Here is a 13,721-nt window from a genome sequence, read left to right as displayed (position 1 = left end):
CATCCCCCTCTACCCAATTCTAGCCTAGAGAAGCAGCTCTGCTGATGCAAGAAGCTTGTCTTTCCTTCCTGGGAAATAGCTGCCCTCTTGACCAAGCACCTAATCTGGGGCAAGCCTTATCCCTCCTTCGGACTTCTCCAGGCACAAGCCTCGGCCTATCCTGCCGTAGGCTGCTTTAGGTGGCACTAGCCAGTATACTACAACTGCTTGACTGTCCGCACTACCCTTCCCCTGCTTGCCTGCAGAGGACAGGGCCAGTTGTGCCTTGGGGTCAGTCGCTCCAGAAGCTTGCCGAGTGATAGAACAGAGTCAGTGACAAGGGGGAGCCTGTGACCCAGGAAAGTCAGCTGAACCGCATTTTGGCGGCTGCTTTGCTAGTGGTTTGCCTCATTGCAGCCCTGATTGGCAGCAGGCGACCTGCTGCCGAGTCGACTGGAGGGGGAGTTGGTCTAGAGACTCCTCGGGGGGCGGATCGCATTGAGGTGGTCACCCTCGAGGGCCCAATAGGCGGCCTGCGCCGCTCGGCCTTGGTGGGCTTGCCCCTCTCCCCTTTGGAGCAGTTGCAAGAGGCGGTTGAGGATAGCACGGTCAAAGCCGTCCTGCTGCGCATCAACAGTCCTGGGGGGGCCGTGGGATCCAGCCAGGAACTCTACCGCGCCGTCACCGCCCTGCGGGAGGCCGGTAAGCCGGTGATCGCCATTCTGGAAGACATTGCCGCCAGCGGCGGCTACTACGTGGCCAGTGCTGCCGACAAGATCTACGCCAACCCGGGTACTCTGACGGGCAGCATAGGAGTGATCATCAGCAGCCTTAACTTCGGCAAATTGCTCGAAAACTACGGCATAGAGCCGCAGACCTTCAAAACCGGCGAGTACAAAGATATTCTTTCCCCTTTCCGTGCTGCTACCCCCCAGGAACAACGTCTGCTGCAAGAGCTGGTCGAGGACACTCTCGACCAGTTTGTTCGCGATGTGGCCCGTGGGCGCCAACGCTTGCCGGAAAAAGGCGCAGAGGCGGTGCTGGATGCAGAGATGATCGCGCGGCGGCAGAGTCTGGATGAGGCCCGCGTGCGCCAGTTGGCTGATGGGCGCCTCTTTACTGGGGCCCAGGCGGTGGAGCTGGGCCTGGTGGATGCCTTGGGAGGATACACCGAAGCCGTGGAGGATCTGCGGCGGATGACGGGGGATCCCTCCTTGTCACCAGCAGGGGAGAGAGATCCGCTCCAACGCGCGCTGCGGCGGCTATTGAGCCAAGGACTGCCTCTGCAAGGGCAAAGTCTCTGGCCAGCTCACTTGGGGGAGAACGACGCGGTGGCCGGGATCCCGGAAGTGCCGCTGCTGTGGATGGCAGCGGGCTGGACTTTGCGCTAAATCTAGCACTGATGCATTGGCCGGGTGTGAGGAGATTGTCCACGCCAGACGACGCTGCTGGGCTGGTGGCGGCAGTGCCTAGCCCTCTGGCTACGGCGTCTGCCCCGTGGAGCCAGAGGGAGGCCCTGGGCCAGGGATCCCAGGAGGCGGATCCCGTTGGCAAGACGAGGCTCTGGCCGGATTGCAACCTAGAGCGGGAGTTGCTGACCAGCCGGGCGTGGGTGGAAATTGACGCGGCCCAGTTGCGAGAAAACCTAAGGCTGTTGCAGGCCCGCCTGGGCTCAAATGTGGAGATCTGGGCAGTGGTCAAGGCCAATGCCTACGGCCATGGAGCTCGTTTGGTGGCTCCCCTGCTGGTGGCTGCCGGGGCTAAGGGGCTGTGTGTGGCTACCCTGGCCGAAGGGATCGAGCTGCGCCAGATAGGCTTACAGGCTCCCATCCTGGTTCTAGGTGCTTTGAATACCTGGGCGGAGCTGCAGCAGGCCATGGCTGCGCAGCTAGAGGTCAGCCTCACCCGGGCTGAGCAAATCCCCCTGCTGCGCCAGGTGGCCTGCTGGGCCGGGCGACCAGTTCCGGTGCACGTCAATGTCGATACGGGCATGACCCGCCTGGGGATCCCTTGGCAGGAGGCTGCCGCCGTGTGGGGGCAGATCTGCCGGATCCCCGAGCTGGAAGGCCGTAGCCTATTTTCCCACTTCGCAACGGCAGATGAGCCCGATTCTCCGGTGATGGCCCAGCAAGAGGCCCGCTTTGCCCAGGTGGTGGAGCAGATCCGCCAGGCCGGGGATCCCTTGCCCCCCCTGCATCTGGATAACTCCGCCGGCGCCCTCACCCGTCTTCACTACTCCCGCGTGCGGCTGGGGTTAGCCCTCTACGGCTTGTCTCCTGCCCCCCACCTGCAGGTGCCGGGGCTGAGACCAATCCTGCGCCTCAAGGCGCGGCTGACCCACATCCAAACCGTACCTGCCTACACCGGCGTCAGCTACGGACACCGCTACATCACTTCCCGGCCCAGCCGCATTGCCACCCTAGCCATTGGCTACGCCGACGGGATCCCAAGGCAGCTTTCCGGCTGGCTGCGGGGGTGGGTGCGGGGCGGCCTCATCCAGCAGGTGGGCACCATCACCATGGATCAGTGCATGTGGGATGTAACCGAGAGGCCAGACGTCCAGGTGGGGGATGAGGTAGAACTGCTGGGCTCTCACGTAGAGAGGATGGGCTTATCCATCCAGGATTGGGCCGAACAGGTGGGCACCATTTCCTACGAACTGCTGTGTGGGCTTTCTGCCCGCCTGCCGAGGATACTCGTCAACGAAGGGGCCGCTAGCAGTAGCCCTGTTTGCTGAGCTGGGTACGCTAGAGGGTAGGAGATCCTGGCTGGAAGAGAGGCGGGGACAATTCGCCATCGGCAATGGAAAGGAGGCAGCCATGGAGGCACGCAAACCCCTGAGGAGGCTGGAAAATCAAATGGAGCGGGCTGTCCTAGAAGTCGTGAACGAGATGCTGCTTCTAGAAAGCCAGCAGCGTTACTGCTTCTGCGAGCGATTCTGTCACGATGCTGCCGCCCTGGCCCTCAACAACCTCCCGCCTCGCTACGCCACCAGCTTTGAAGGCTCCATCTCCACTCTGGAAGCTATCCAAGCGGATCAAGAGCTGCAGAGGCAAATTCGCCTGGAGGTGGCGAAGGCGATGGACAGGGTGGCAGCCAATCCCCGCTGTCCAGAGCCTAACTGCCCGCTGCTACAGAGGGAGGCTGAGACGGTAGAGTTAGAGCTAGCTCCCAGCGATACTTGACTGACTAAGGGATGGCTGCAGTTGTCTCCCCTGTGCCAGTAGCTTTTCTAGGCCCTGCCGGAACCTATACGGAGTTGGCCGCTCTGCTGGCCTGTCCCGAGCAGCCCCATCTGCACAGCCAGGGATCCCACCCCCTGGTGCCCTACCCCACCATTGGCGCCTGCTTGGAAGCCGTGGCTAGCGGCGAGCAAGCCTGGGCGGTGGTGCCGGTGGAAAACTCCGTTGAGGGCGGGGTCTCCATGACCCTGGATGCCCTCTGGCAACTGGAGGGGCTGAGCATTCGCCAGGCGCTGATCCTGCCGATCCGCCATGCCCTCATCGGCTGTGCTTCGGCCTTGGAGCAGATTGAGCAGGTCTATTCCCATCCCCAAGCCTTGGCCCAATGTCAGGCGTGGCTGCGATCCCATCTGCCCCGGGCCACTTTGATCCCGACCCGGTCGACCACCGAAGAATTGGATCGGCTGCGAGGACAGCCCAATGCTGCCGTCATCGCCTCAGAGCGGGCCGCTGAGCTCTACCAACTGCCGGTCTTGGCCTGCCCAATCAACGACCACCCGGATAATTGCACTCGCTTTTGGGTGGTGGGCCGCCACGGATCCTCACCGGGAGGATCCCATACTTCCTTGGCCTTTAGCCTGCCCCACAATGTGCCAGGGGCCCTGCTGAAGCCGCTACAGGTCTTTGCGGAGCGGGGCCTCAATATGTCGCGCATCGAGTCGCGCCCCACCAAGAAATCGGCGGGTACCTACGTCTTCTTTGTTGATCTGGAGAACCCGGCCGGCCAGCCCTACCTAGATGCAGAGGTAATTGCTGCTCTGGAAGCGATTGCAGAGACCCTAAAGCTTTTTGGCAGCTACCCCGTCCACGACCTCTGTAAGTCGAGTGAGAGCCTTTCCCTCGCCTCCTAGCGCCAGCTTCAGAGGCTTCCCAAGGGCGGCCACCAGCGAGTTTTTCCCCATAAGGAGGGCAAGGCGTTGAAGTGAGAAATAGCTACTGGTTGTCCAGGGCCTGGTAGTTCTGCCAGGCTTGCCAAAAAACATAGAGGGAAAGCCCAGCAAGAAAGGTTCGGAAAAGCAGGCTGACAATCTCATCCGGCAGCTTGGGCAGGGTGCGGGTACTGATCTGGACGCCCACCAACCCCCCTGTTCCTAGGATTAGGCCTGGGATCCAGAGCACATTCTGGCGGATGGTGCCATCTCCAAAGCCGAGAGCGTTCGCCATCCAGTTGCCCAGGCCCGCATGGCCGAGGGTAGCGGCAGTTGCCGTGAGAACAATTGCCCCCAAGCTGGTTTGGATGGCCACCTTGAGGCTTTCCCCCAACAGCAGGATCTGCAGGGGCACCAGGATGAGGCCACCGCCGAGGCCAAAAAGCCCCGCCAACAAGCCAGCAGCGCCACCGGTGAGGGCGCGGGCCAGCCACAGCGGCATCTGCCTGCCGGCAGTAACAACTGGCCTCTCCAACGCTTGGGCGTGGGCGACCACGGTTTTGCGCAGCTCCACCAGGTAAAGGTTTGCCAGCAACAGCACCCCAAAGGCCGCTAGTAGCAGATAGCTAGGCAGGTAACTGGCAAGGAGCGCCCCTCCCTGAGCTGTAACCAGAGCCGGGATCCCTAGCAGGATCACCCGTTTGGGATCCAACATCCCCATGCGCCAGTTGTGGAGGCTGCCCGCCAGGGAGGTGAGGAGAATGGAAAAGTTGCTGGTGGCCACCGCCTGCAGCGGCGGGATCCCCAAGCTCACCTGCAAGGGCACCAAGATTGTCCCGCCGCCAATGCCCAAAAAACCGGCCAGGATCCCTGCCGCCAGGCCGCCAATTGCCAAGGCCAACCCTTCCTCTACCACGATTGCTCGACCTTGCTTCTCCACCAAGCCTTTGCCATCCTCGCCCTCCCCACCCATGACCGGCTGGCAGAAGATACCGCCTGAATACCGGCGGCAAAGTTAAGACAAAAAGCTCCGGCAGGGCTTGGCCTCCCTCCAGGCGCATCCATCTAAGGCGATCCGCTCCACCTCAGAAGCCAACTTCAAGGCCTTCAGGGCCTGCTCCCCGCCCACCGACGGCTGATTGCCCCCCCGCACACAGTTGATAAAGTGCTCCAGCTCAGCGTGGAGCTTGTCAATAGGTTCGATGTGAACCTTCTCGATGAGGCAATCCCGCTGGTAGGATCCCTGGCCGTAGTCGCTGCTGCTGCTGCCTCCCTGGCGGTAGATGGAGATCTCGTTGTGCAGAAAGTCGGCCTCCACGAGGGCATTTTTGCAGTGGACGGCAATTTTGCGCACCTTGCGGTGGGTGACCTTGCTGGCGGTGAGAGTGGCGATGGCGCCGTTGGCAAAGGTGAGGGTGGCAGTGACGTAGTCCAGGTAGCCCAGCTTGGAGGCGCGGTTGCCGCTGGCAGTAATCTGGGTTACAGGGGAAGGGATCAGCTCCAGCAACAGGTCAATGTCGTGGATCATCAGGTCAAACACCACCGACACATCACTGGCGCGGTCGGAATAAGGGCTAAGGCGATGGGCCTCAAAGGCCAGCGGTTCTTCGCGCTGCAAAACCTGCCCCAGCCTTTGAAAGACGGGGCTGAAGCGCTCAATGTGTCCCACCTGCAGAATACAATTGCAGTCGGCGGCGCGGTTGACCAGGGATTCTGCCTCAGCAATGCTGGCGGCAATGGGCTTTTCAATTAACACGTGCACCCCCGCCTCCAGGCAGGCCATACCTACCTCGTGGTGAAGAACGGTGGGAACGGCAATGGCAACAGCGGCCACGTGGGGCAGCAGTTCCCGGTAGTCTTCGTAGAAGTGAACCCGATAGCGGCTGGCTACATCCAAGCCCCGCTCCACATTGATGTCAGCCACGCCCACCACTTGCACATCCTTCATCAAGCTAAAGACGCGGGCGTGGTGCTGGCCCATGTTGCCGACCCCAATGACGCCCACAGGGACTGGCTGCCCGGGGTAACGGCGGGGAGAGTTGGTAGGACGCGGGCAGGATCGAGCCATAGGTTACCACTACCTCCACCACAAGCGCTTAACAAACCACACCCCGCCTCTGGGCAAAAAACAAACTGCCCAAAGCTTACCATGCCCTCCTCAAATCCAGTTCAAGCCGGGGACAGGCGGCAGGCGCAGGGGTGCTCGCTCACAGGCCTGGGGGCTAAAGCAAAAGAGCGGGGTCGGCGTGGGGCGAAACCACATGCGGGCATAGAACCCACTGGGGCTCAGGGGGAGGCCAAACCAAATCGGGAAAAAGAAGACAAAAGAAGCCAAGACCAAGCCCACCGCCGTCAGGCTCACCCTCCGCCAGAAGCGACGAGAGTGCCGCCAGCCCAGCAGTACCAGCCAGGCCAGGGCCAGTGTGCTAAAGGCCAGAGCACTCATGTAGTGGTAGATGAAAACGCAGCGGCTAACGATAAACCAGGGTAGGTAGTTGGCTGCATAGCCAATGAGGATAAAGGCTTCTAGGCCGTGGAAGCGGCGGATCCCGCGCCAGACCAGCACCAAGATCGACCCCGTCCCCAGCCACCACAGCCAGGGATTGCCCAGGCCATGGACAACTCGCCAGAGATTGCCCTGGGTGCTGAAGTAGTAGCCCACTGGGCGGCCCATAATCGGCCAAGACCAGGCCCCTGCCGAGGCCAGGGGGGTGGTTAGCCAAGGGCGCAGTGCCGGAAACCAGGCCACCAGGGAGCGCAAGCTGGTGGAGCAATAGGGGTGAACAGGGGTGTTTTCATCTACCACGAGGTCAGCATGCAGGTGCCCGCTGTAAACCGCCTGATTGATGAGCACCAGGGATCGAAAGTAGTTCTGGATCCCCGTCCAGCTCCAGTCCAGGGTTAGCCCCTGCTGCGGGTTAAGCTGCAGGTGGGGGATCCACTGGATGGCGTAGAAAGCCAGGGGCGCAAGGACAAAGCAAAAGGCGTAGTGCCACCAGCGCAGGTGGCGGATTTGGATCAAAATGCCCAAGCGGGGGATCCACTGCGGGCGCAGCCAGACCACCCCCCAGACGAGGATCCCCAGCAGGGCAAACATGAAGGCAAACCAGAGGCCATTCCACTTTACCGAAGCCGCTGCCCCCAGCAGGATCCCAGAAGCCGTCAGGTGAGCGGCCCGTTGCCAACCGCGGCGTTCCAGCCCGCTCAGCAGCAAAACGGTGGCCGCCAGGCCAAAGGCCACCAAGTACACGTTAATCAGGCCAAAGCGGGACTCCACCAGAAACAGCCCGTCGCTTAGGAGCAGCACCCCACTCAAGAGGGCAAAGCCCACATGGTAAGTAAGGCGATAGGCCAAGCCGGTGAGCAAAAGCGGAATTAAGGATCCACACAGGGCGGTGGCCAAGCGAAAGCCCCACTCGTTGCGGCCAAAGAGTTGGATGCTGAGGGCGATGAAGTACTTCCCCAGCGGCGGATGCACGTCGTAGAAGGGTTTGCCGTCGAGGTAATTTTGGGCAAACTGAGGAAAATACACCTCGTCAAACACCGGCGCCGGCAGCTCGGCCAGGCGCCAGAGGCGCAGCCCCAGGCTCACTAGAAAGATAGCGAGCGCCCCCCCCAACAGCCAGCGGCGGTCTCCCGCTGGCCCAATCGCAGCCGGAGCAGGAGTAGCAGTCTCTGTCTCTGGAGGAAAGTTGCCAGCCGCTGCCTCAGCGCGGGTGGAGGGAGCTAGGAGCGGGTTGTCCCTTTCCGGCCTTGTGGGTTGGGGAGGGTGGGGTTCAGAGGTCATGGACGGGAACGGCAGCAAGGATCCTCAGTGCTACTTTAACCTGCTGCATGCATTAGGCCAGCCCCCAGTTCCCCTAGGTGCAGGGCTAGCCCCGCAGAAAGCGTCTAAGGAGTAGGGCTGGGGGTGGGAATGACCAGCTCCACGGCAGTATCCAGGCGCGAGGGGGGTGGTGGGGCTTCACCTGGGGCCAAATTGAGGTAGGGGGCGAGGGGGTGATTGGCTTTCCAGCGGGATCCGACTTCGGCGGCCATTTGGGTGACTTGGATTTGATAAAGCTGCATTAGCTCGGCAGCGTTAAGATTGCCCCGCTCCACCTGGTCGCGGCTGGCCTCGGCCAATACCTCTGCCACGAGGTTGCCCTGCTCGTCAAATCGCCACAGCTCCAGGCGGCTGCGGGAGCGCAGGCTCACCTCCGTCGGCGAGGCGAGGCGGGTGAGGACATCGACGCGGGCGATAACAATGGCCTCCAGGCCCAGGTAGTCGAAAAATTGGCCCACCGCTTCTGGCTTGCGGCGATCCCACTCAAATAGCTCGTAGAGTGGCCAGCCCACCTGGCGCAAAATGGGCTGCAGGCGGCGGTTATCTAGGGGCACCACCTTCTCGCTGTTGGGGATCAGGCCCAGCCGCACCACCTCCATGGCCAGGCGCTGGCCCAAAAGCTGGGTATGTTCCAGTCCCCCTACCCCCAAGATGCCAAGGCGGCGCCGGGGCTGGGGCCGAATGGCCAGCGGCAAAACCACCTCCACAGGGGTAGTCAGGCCCTCCTGCAGCAGGATCTCCTGTTGCACGCTTTCGTAGTCGGGGTGCCACACCGTTAGAAGCCACCGCCCAGGGGGGGCCGGGTTAAGCTCAAATGCCCCTTGCGCGTCTGTCTGAACTGGCTCCTTCGGGTTCTCCAGGCCCTCCAACTGCACCTGCGCCCCGGCCACCGGCTGCCCCAAGCTGTTGCTCACCTGCCCCACCAGCCGTGCCTGGGATCCCGCCTGGTCCCGGGGGGGAAACAGCGGCGTGAAGCGGGGAAGGGGGGGATCCGGCGCCTGAGCCAACGCGCCTACCGCCAGGGCCAGCCAGCTGCAGAGAACCCAAGTGCCTAAGCTAACTTTGCGCCGCAGCGCAGTGAGGAAGAGGAGAGGCATGGCAACATCCGCTCATTGCAGGGGGTTCTGGAGAGACAAAATCCTGCGGCAGGGATCCTCACCCTGCAAAGGGGTTGTTGGTCTGCCACTGTTGGATAAAAACAGGCACCATGTTGCGCACCTGCAGCCGAAACAGGCCCGCCGCCGCATCCTCAAACAGGGGCTCCCCCCCCACATCGTCCCGCCCATAGGCCTCGTAGTAGCGAGCCCGATCCCCCGGCCGATCCCGCTGCAAGTCCACTACCACCACTACCCCGCGGCTGCGCAACTGGTTGGGGGTGAAATTGGGGATCTCCACAGGGATTGCCGGCGCTAGGAAGCGCAAGGCCGTATTCAGCAGCGGGCTGCCCTGGCGGTTGTAATCGCGAGAGATCTGCAGGTGGGTCAAGAGGATGTAGCGCAAGCCAAGGGCATCCCCGATAACCTTCAGCTTGGCCAAATCAGCGGTGTAGCGCTCATCCGCATCCAGCAAGGTTAGTCCCTGGAGAAGAGGCAGAAGCGGCTCAAAGCGGGGATCCGGCCCCAAAGGCCCCTTCAAGAGCAGTACCGGTCGCTGCGGCTGCAACTCCTTCAGGGCCAGGCTGAGGTGGCGGGCCAGCTCATCCGAGTAAACCGGCTCATCCGGCAAAAGGCCAATCCCCTCCGGCTTGTGGGTCGGCTCCCCCGGCGGCAGGTGAATATCTTGGGTGGATACAAAACCGGCCCGCACCTCCACCTGGGTGCTGGTGGGGGGGAACCCCGGTACCTCCACATCCACCCAGTACAGCCCCGCTGGCAGCGGCGGCAGGACATAGGTGCCGTCGGCGGCAATGGGAACCGTCTGCTGGGGTCGGGTGGCGGTGGCAGCTAGGCGCACAACTCCGGTCTGGACGGGCTGGCCGGCAATGTCCAGCACCCGCCCCGTCACCACGCCGCGGTTGCCTGCGGAGGCAGCTTCCTCCGCCCCCCCCTCGCCAACTTGAGCTTGAAGATCCCGATCCACCAGACGGTGCAGAGCCGGGATCCCTGCCGCCACCACCCACAGATCCCGCTCCCCCAGCATCGCCAAGCCCGTTGGCTGCCCCTCCAGCCGCAGCGAGGTGGCCAATCGTCCTGCCTCCAGATCCACGATTTGCAGACGGTTGCTGTTGCGGGAGGTTACGTAAGCCCAGCGGCCATCGGGGGAAAGGGCCAGCCGCGTCGGTCGCCAGTCCAGGCCCACCCGCTGCAGGGCCTCGCCGCTGCGGCCCAGATCCAGCACCGTCAGATCTTGGCTGCCCGAGTTGAGCACTACTAGGCGTTGCCGTTGGGCATCTAGAGCCATCGCTTCTGGGGTATTGCCGCCGCGCCAGCGGGCCAGCAGCTCGCCATTGTCCGGGTTGACCACCAGCACACTGAGGGGATCCTCCCCAGCTAGGCCCACAAACAGCACCCCTCGCTGGGCGTCGTAGGCCAAAGCCAAGGGGGGACCCGGTAGGGGCAAACTGCGGGCCTGCAGCTCCTTCGCCTCCTCCCCTGGGCGCGGTGGGGCGGGGATTACCGCCAAGCTCTGGGCGGCAGGCAGGGAGGCGAAAACCCGTCCCCTGGCGGGATCCACTGCCAGATCCAAGGCCCCCGCCGGCAGCCGGTACGACCAGAGCAGCTCCCCGGTTAGTAGATCGAGGGCCACCACGCCGGGAGCAGTAGGGCCAGAGGCATAGACCACCTGATGCGCCGCATCCACCCGCACCACGCTGGGGGCAAAGCCCACCGCCACCTGCCACAGGGGATCGCCGCTTGCTCCATCCAGCAGCAGGACCGCCTGGGCTTCCAGCAGTCCCACCGCCAGCCAGCCCCGCTCCGACACCCCATCAATGCGGTCCGCCGAGCTGGGCAGCGGCAGTATCTCCCCCACCGTCACGGGCCTGGCAGCCTCCTCAGAGGCCGCCGGCAGGGCCCACCCTGCAACCCCTAGACCCAGCAGGCCACTCACCCCAACCAGCCACTGCCAGCGCATGGCCTTTTTCGCTCCCCCACCAAGTCTGCTCTGCTGCTTCGCCCAATCAGCATAGCCAACCTCTCCCCGGATCCCTGGCAGCAAGCCCGAACAATTTTTGACAGCTTGCCGCAGCGACCTTAGAATGGATATTCGCTGGTTTTGACAGGATCAACCATGAAGGTGCGGCCCTCCGTCCGTCGAATCTGCGAAAAGTGCCGAGTTATTCGCCGCCGTGGCCGGGTGATGGTCATTTGCCCTTCCAACCCGAAGCACAAGCAGCGGCAAGGCTAAAGGCGGCGGAGGAAAACCGATCCCCTGACGGCGCCAAGAGCCCTCCTAGGCAAAGCTTCTCAACAGCAGCAACCTAACCCAGCGAGCAAGTTTGTTGGAAAGGTACCCCTAACCATGGCACGGATTGCGGGCGTTGACCTCCCCCGAGACAAGCGAATTGAGATTGCCCTCACCTACATCTACGGCATTGGACTCACCCGCTCCCGCCAAATTTTGGCCAAGACGGGTATCAACCCTGACACCCGCACCCGCGACCTTACCGACGCGGAGGTGGCTGCCCTGCGGGCGGTGGTGGAAAACGAGTACCAGGTGGAGGGGGATCTGCGCCGGCAGGAGGCCATGAACATCAAGCGCCTCATAGATATTGGCACCTACCGAGGTCGGCGCCACCGCCTAAATCTGCCCGTGCGTGGCCAGCGCACCCGCACCAACGCCCGCACGCGCAAAGGAGTCAGGAAAACCGTAGCTGGCAAGAAGAAACCTCCCGCCAAGAAGTAAATCTTTCCCCCACCTCCTGCAACTCTAAGTGGTTCCAAGGACGCACAGGTCATGGCTCAGCAGCAACGGCGCGGACGCAAGGTCAAGAAAAATATCCCCAACGGGGTGGCCTACATTCAGTCCACCTTTAACAACACCATCGTTACCATCACGGATCCCAACGGCAACGTGGTGTGTTGGGCTTCGGCAGGTTCCACCGGATTCAAGGGCGCCAAGAAGGGTACCCCCTTTGCTGCCCAGATGGCAGCAGAGAGCGCAGCGCGGCAGGCCATGGAGAACGGCATGCGGCAGATTGAGGTAATGGTCAGCGGGCCTGGCGCCGGTCGAGAGACGGCCATTCGGGCTCTCCAGGCCGCAGGTCTAGAGATTACCCTCATTCGCGACATCACTCCCATTCCTCACAACGGCTGCCGGCCGCCCAAGCGGCGGCGCGTCTAGGGGGATCCTGGCCTCTAGTTTGAGGACCCCACCCCCCTTGCCCCCTAGCACCAGAGGAGAGACAAGCTCGAGTGTTCTCAGTTCTCCAACGGATATCCAGCCAGACGGACGGGGCTACTCATTATGATGCAAACTAGCCGAACCCTCCACCATCCCAGCAGCAAAGCAGCTGCCAGTGCTGCTCCCTATCAAACTGAGTGCATCGAATCCCATCAGGAAGCCAATGGTGTTTACTACGGCAAATTTGCTCTGGGGCCCCTGGAGCGCGGTCAAGGAATCACGGTAGGCAATGCCTTGCGGCGGGTACTCCTCTCCAACTTGGAAGGAACGGCGGTGACGGCCGTGCGCATTGCCGGGGTAACCCACGAGTTTTCCACCGTCCCCGGGGTGCGGGAAGACGTGATGGAGATCCTACTCAACATGAAGGAGCTGGTCCTGCGCTCCAGCTCTCCTGAGCCCCAGGTAGGCCGTTTAGTGGCGCAGGGGCCGGGGGAAGTGACTGCTGAGAAGCTGCAGCTGCCCAGCGGCGTGGAAGTGATTAACCCCCGTCACCACATTGCCACCCTGGCGGAGGGAGCCATCCTGGAGATGGAGTTCATGATTGGCCGCGGACGGGGCTATCGCGCCGTTGATTACGCCGATAGCAAATCAATGTCTATTGACTTTCTCCAAATTGACTCCGTCTTCATGCCAGTGCGCAAGGTCAACTACACCGTCGAGCCAGCTCGGGTGGGGCAGTCGCTGGAAAAAGATCGCCTCATCCTGGAGATCTGGACCAACGGCAGCCTGACTCCCCAGGAGGCGCTCAGCCAAGCAGCTCGCATTTTGGTAGGTCTGTTCTCGCCGCTGCAGGAGGTTAGCTTTGACACCCCCTCAGCCCCTCAGCAAGCAGAGGACACCCAGAAAAACCAAATCCCCATCGAGGAGCTGCAGCTCTCGGTGCGGGCCTACAACTGCCTCAAGCGAGCCCAGATCCACACCCTGGCCGATCTATTGCTCCATACGGAGGAAGATCTGCTCGAAATCAAAAACTTCGGCCAGAAATCGGCCGAGGAGGTGGTGCAGGCTTTGAAAAACCGCTTTGGCCTGACGCTGCCCCGCGAAAGGAGCAAGAGCTAGCCTCCTCAGGGGACCTGCCTAAAACTCGTAGGACAAAGAGCAGAGGTTACCATGCGTCACCGCCGTCGTACCCCTCACCTCAACAAGCCCGCTGACCAACGCAAGGCCCTGCTGCGGGCGTTGACCACGGCTTTGCTGCGCTACGGGCGAATTGTTACCACCAAAGCTCGTGCCAAAGCTGTGCGCGCCACTACCGAGAAGATGATTACCCTAGCCAAGGACGGCTCCCTGGCAGCGCGGCGGCAGGCCCTAGCCTACCTCTACGACAAGGAGCTGGTGCGCTCCCTGTTTGAACAAGCCCCCGAGCGCTACCGGGATCGAGCGGGAGGCTACACCCGCATCCTGCGCACTGTGCGCCGACGGGGCGACGGGGCAGAAATGGCCGTCATCGAGCTGGTGTAGGCC

General features: G+C 62.4%; 14 protein-coding genes. 9 read left to right on the top strand and 5 right to left on the bottom strand.

The features are described from left to right. Positions 1 to 329: 329 nt before the first annotated feature. The 4 genes from sppA to pheA all read left to right on the top strand — a co-directional run bounded on the left by sppA (position 330) and on the right by pheA (position 4,072). Positions 330 to 1,370 (top strand): signal peptide peptidase SppA, encoded by a 1,041-nt coding sequence (sppA, locus tag NW830_RS02945; protein WP_414360758.1) that lies wholly within the window; start codon positions 330 to 332, stop codon positions 1,368 to 1,370. A 26-nt stretch (positions 1,371 to 1,396) separates the two neighbouring features. Next, positions 1,397 to 2,716, top strand: a complete 1,320-nt coding sequence (alr, locus tag NW830_RS02940; RefSeq protein ID WP_414360756.1) for an alanine racemase — start codon at positions 1,397 to 1,399, stop codon at positions 2,714 to 2,716. 82 nt (positions 2,717 to 2,798) lie between these two features. After that, positions 2,799 to 3,164, top strand: a complete 366-nt coding sequence (locus tag NW830_RS02935; protein WP_414360753.1) for a late competence development ComFB family protein — start codon at positions 2,799 to 2,801, stop codon at positions 3,162 to 3,164. A gap of 11 nt (positions 3,165 to 3,175) precedes the next feature. Beyond that, positions 3,176 to 4,072 carry a prephenate dehydratase gene (gene pheA, locus NW830_RS02930; protein WP_414360751.1) on the top strand — a complete coding sequence of 299 codons (897 nt, stop codon included), beginning with the start codon at positions 3,176 to 3,178 and terminating at the stop codon, positions 4,070 to 4,072. Between the two features lie 82 nt (positions 4,073 to 4,154). Here pheA and NW830_RS02925 read toward each other — a convergent pair whose 3' ends face one another. The 5 genes from NW830_RS02925 to NW830_RS02905 form a co-directional block, all read right to left on the bottom strand. Next, positions 4,155 to 5,063 (bottom strand): sulfite exporter TauE/SafE family protein, encoded by a 909-nt coding sequence (locus NW830_RS02925; RefSeq protein WP_414360748.1) that lies wholly within the window; start codon positions 5,061 to 5,063, stop codon positions 4,155 to 4,157. 42 nt (positions 5,064 to 5,105) lie between these two features. Beyond that, a complete protein-coding gene (locus NW830_RS02920) occupies positions 5,106 to 6,158 on the bottom strand; it encodes a Gfo/Idh/MocA family oxidoreductase (RefSeq protein ID WP_414360747.1) in 1,053 nt (350 codons plus the stop codon). Between the two features lie 90 nt (positions 6,159 to 6,248). Further along, positions 6,249 to 7,877: a dolichyl-phosphate-mannose--protein mannosyltransferase gene (locus NW830_RS02915; RefSeq protein ID WP_414360745.1), complete on the bottom strand. Its 1,629-nt coding sequence runs from the start codon at positions 7,875 to 7,877 to the stop codon at positions 6,249 to 6,251. A 104-nt stretch (positions 7,878 to 7,981) separates the two neighbouring features. Continuing rightward, positions 7,982 to 9,013 carry a carboxypeptidase-like regulatory domain-containing protein gene (locus tag NW830_RS02910; RefSeq protein ID WP_414360743.1) on the bottom strand — a complete coding sequence of 344 codons (1,032 nt, stop codon included), beginning with the start codon at positions 9,011 to 9,013 and terminating at the stop codon, positions 7,982 to 7,984. A 58-nt stretch (positions 9,014 to 9,071) separates the two neighbouring features. Beyond that, positions 9,072 to 10,988, bottom strand: a complete 1,917-nt coding sequence (locus NW830_RS02905; RefSeq protein WP_414360741.1) for a carboxypeptidase regulatory-like domain-containing protein — start codon at positions 10,986 to 10,988, stop codon at positions 9,072 to 9,074. 156 nt (positions 10,989 to 11,144) lie between these two features. Between NW830_RS02905 and rpmJ the strand changes: the two genes are divergently transcribed. The 5 genes from rpmJ to rplQ all read left to right on the top strand — a co-directional run bounded on the left by rpmJ (position 11,145) and on the right by rplQ (position 13,718). After that, positions 11,145 to 11,261 carry a 50S ribosomal protein L36 gene (gene rpmJ / locus NW830_RS02900; protein WP_414360740.1) on the top strand — a complete coding sequence of 39 codons (117 nt, stop codon included), beginning with the start codon at positions 11,145 to 11,147 and terminating at the stop codon, positions 11,259 to 11,261. 114 nt (positions 11,262 to 11,375) lie between these two features. Further along, a complete protein-coding gene (rpsM, locus tag NW830_RS02895; RefSeq protein ID WP_414360738.1) occupies positions 11,376 to 11,759 on the top strand; it encodes a 30S ribosomal protein S13 in 384 nt (127 codons plus the stop codon). 51 nt (positions 11,760 to 11,810) lie between these two features. Continuing rightward, positions 11,811 to 12,197, top strand: a complete 387-nt coding sequence (gene rpsK, locus NW830_RS02890) for a 30S ribosomal protein S11 (protein WP_414360735.1) — start codon at positions 11,811 to 11,813, stop codon at positions 12,195 to 12,197. 123 nt (positions 12,198 to 12,320) lie between these two features. Beyond that, positions 12,321 to 13,316 carry a DNA-directed RNA polymerase subunit alpha gene (locus NW830_RS02885; protein WP_414360733.1) on the top strand — a complete coding sequence of 332 codons (996 nt, stop codon included), beginning with the start codon at positions 12,321 to 12,323 and terminating at the stop codon, positions 13,314 to 13,316. Between the two features lie 51 nt (positions 13,317 to 13,367). Beyond that, positions 13,368 to 13,718, top strand: coding sequence for a 50S ribosomal protein L17 (gene rplQ, locus NW830_RS02880; RefSeq protein WP_414360731.1), 351 nt, complete (start codon positions 13,368 to 13,370; stop codon positions 13,716 to 13,718). The last annotated feature ends 3 nt before the right edge of the window (positions 13,719 to 13,721 follow it).

Source organism: Synechococcus sp. OH30, assembly GCF_047462175.1.
In the GTDB taxonomy this organism is placed as follows: domain Bacteria; phylum Cyanobacteriota; class Cyanobacteriia; order Thermostichales; family Thermostichaceae; genus Thermostichus.
This window is presented reverse-complemented; position numbering and strand designations above follow the sequence as displayed.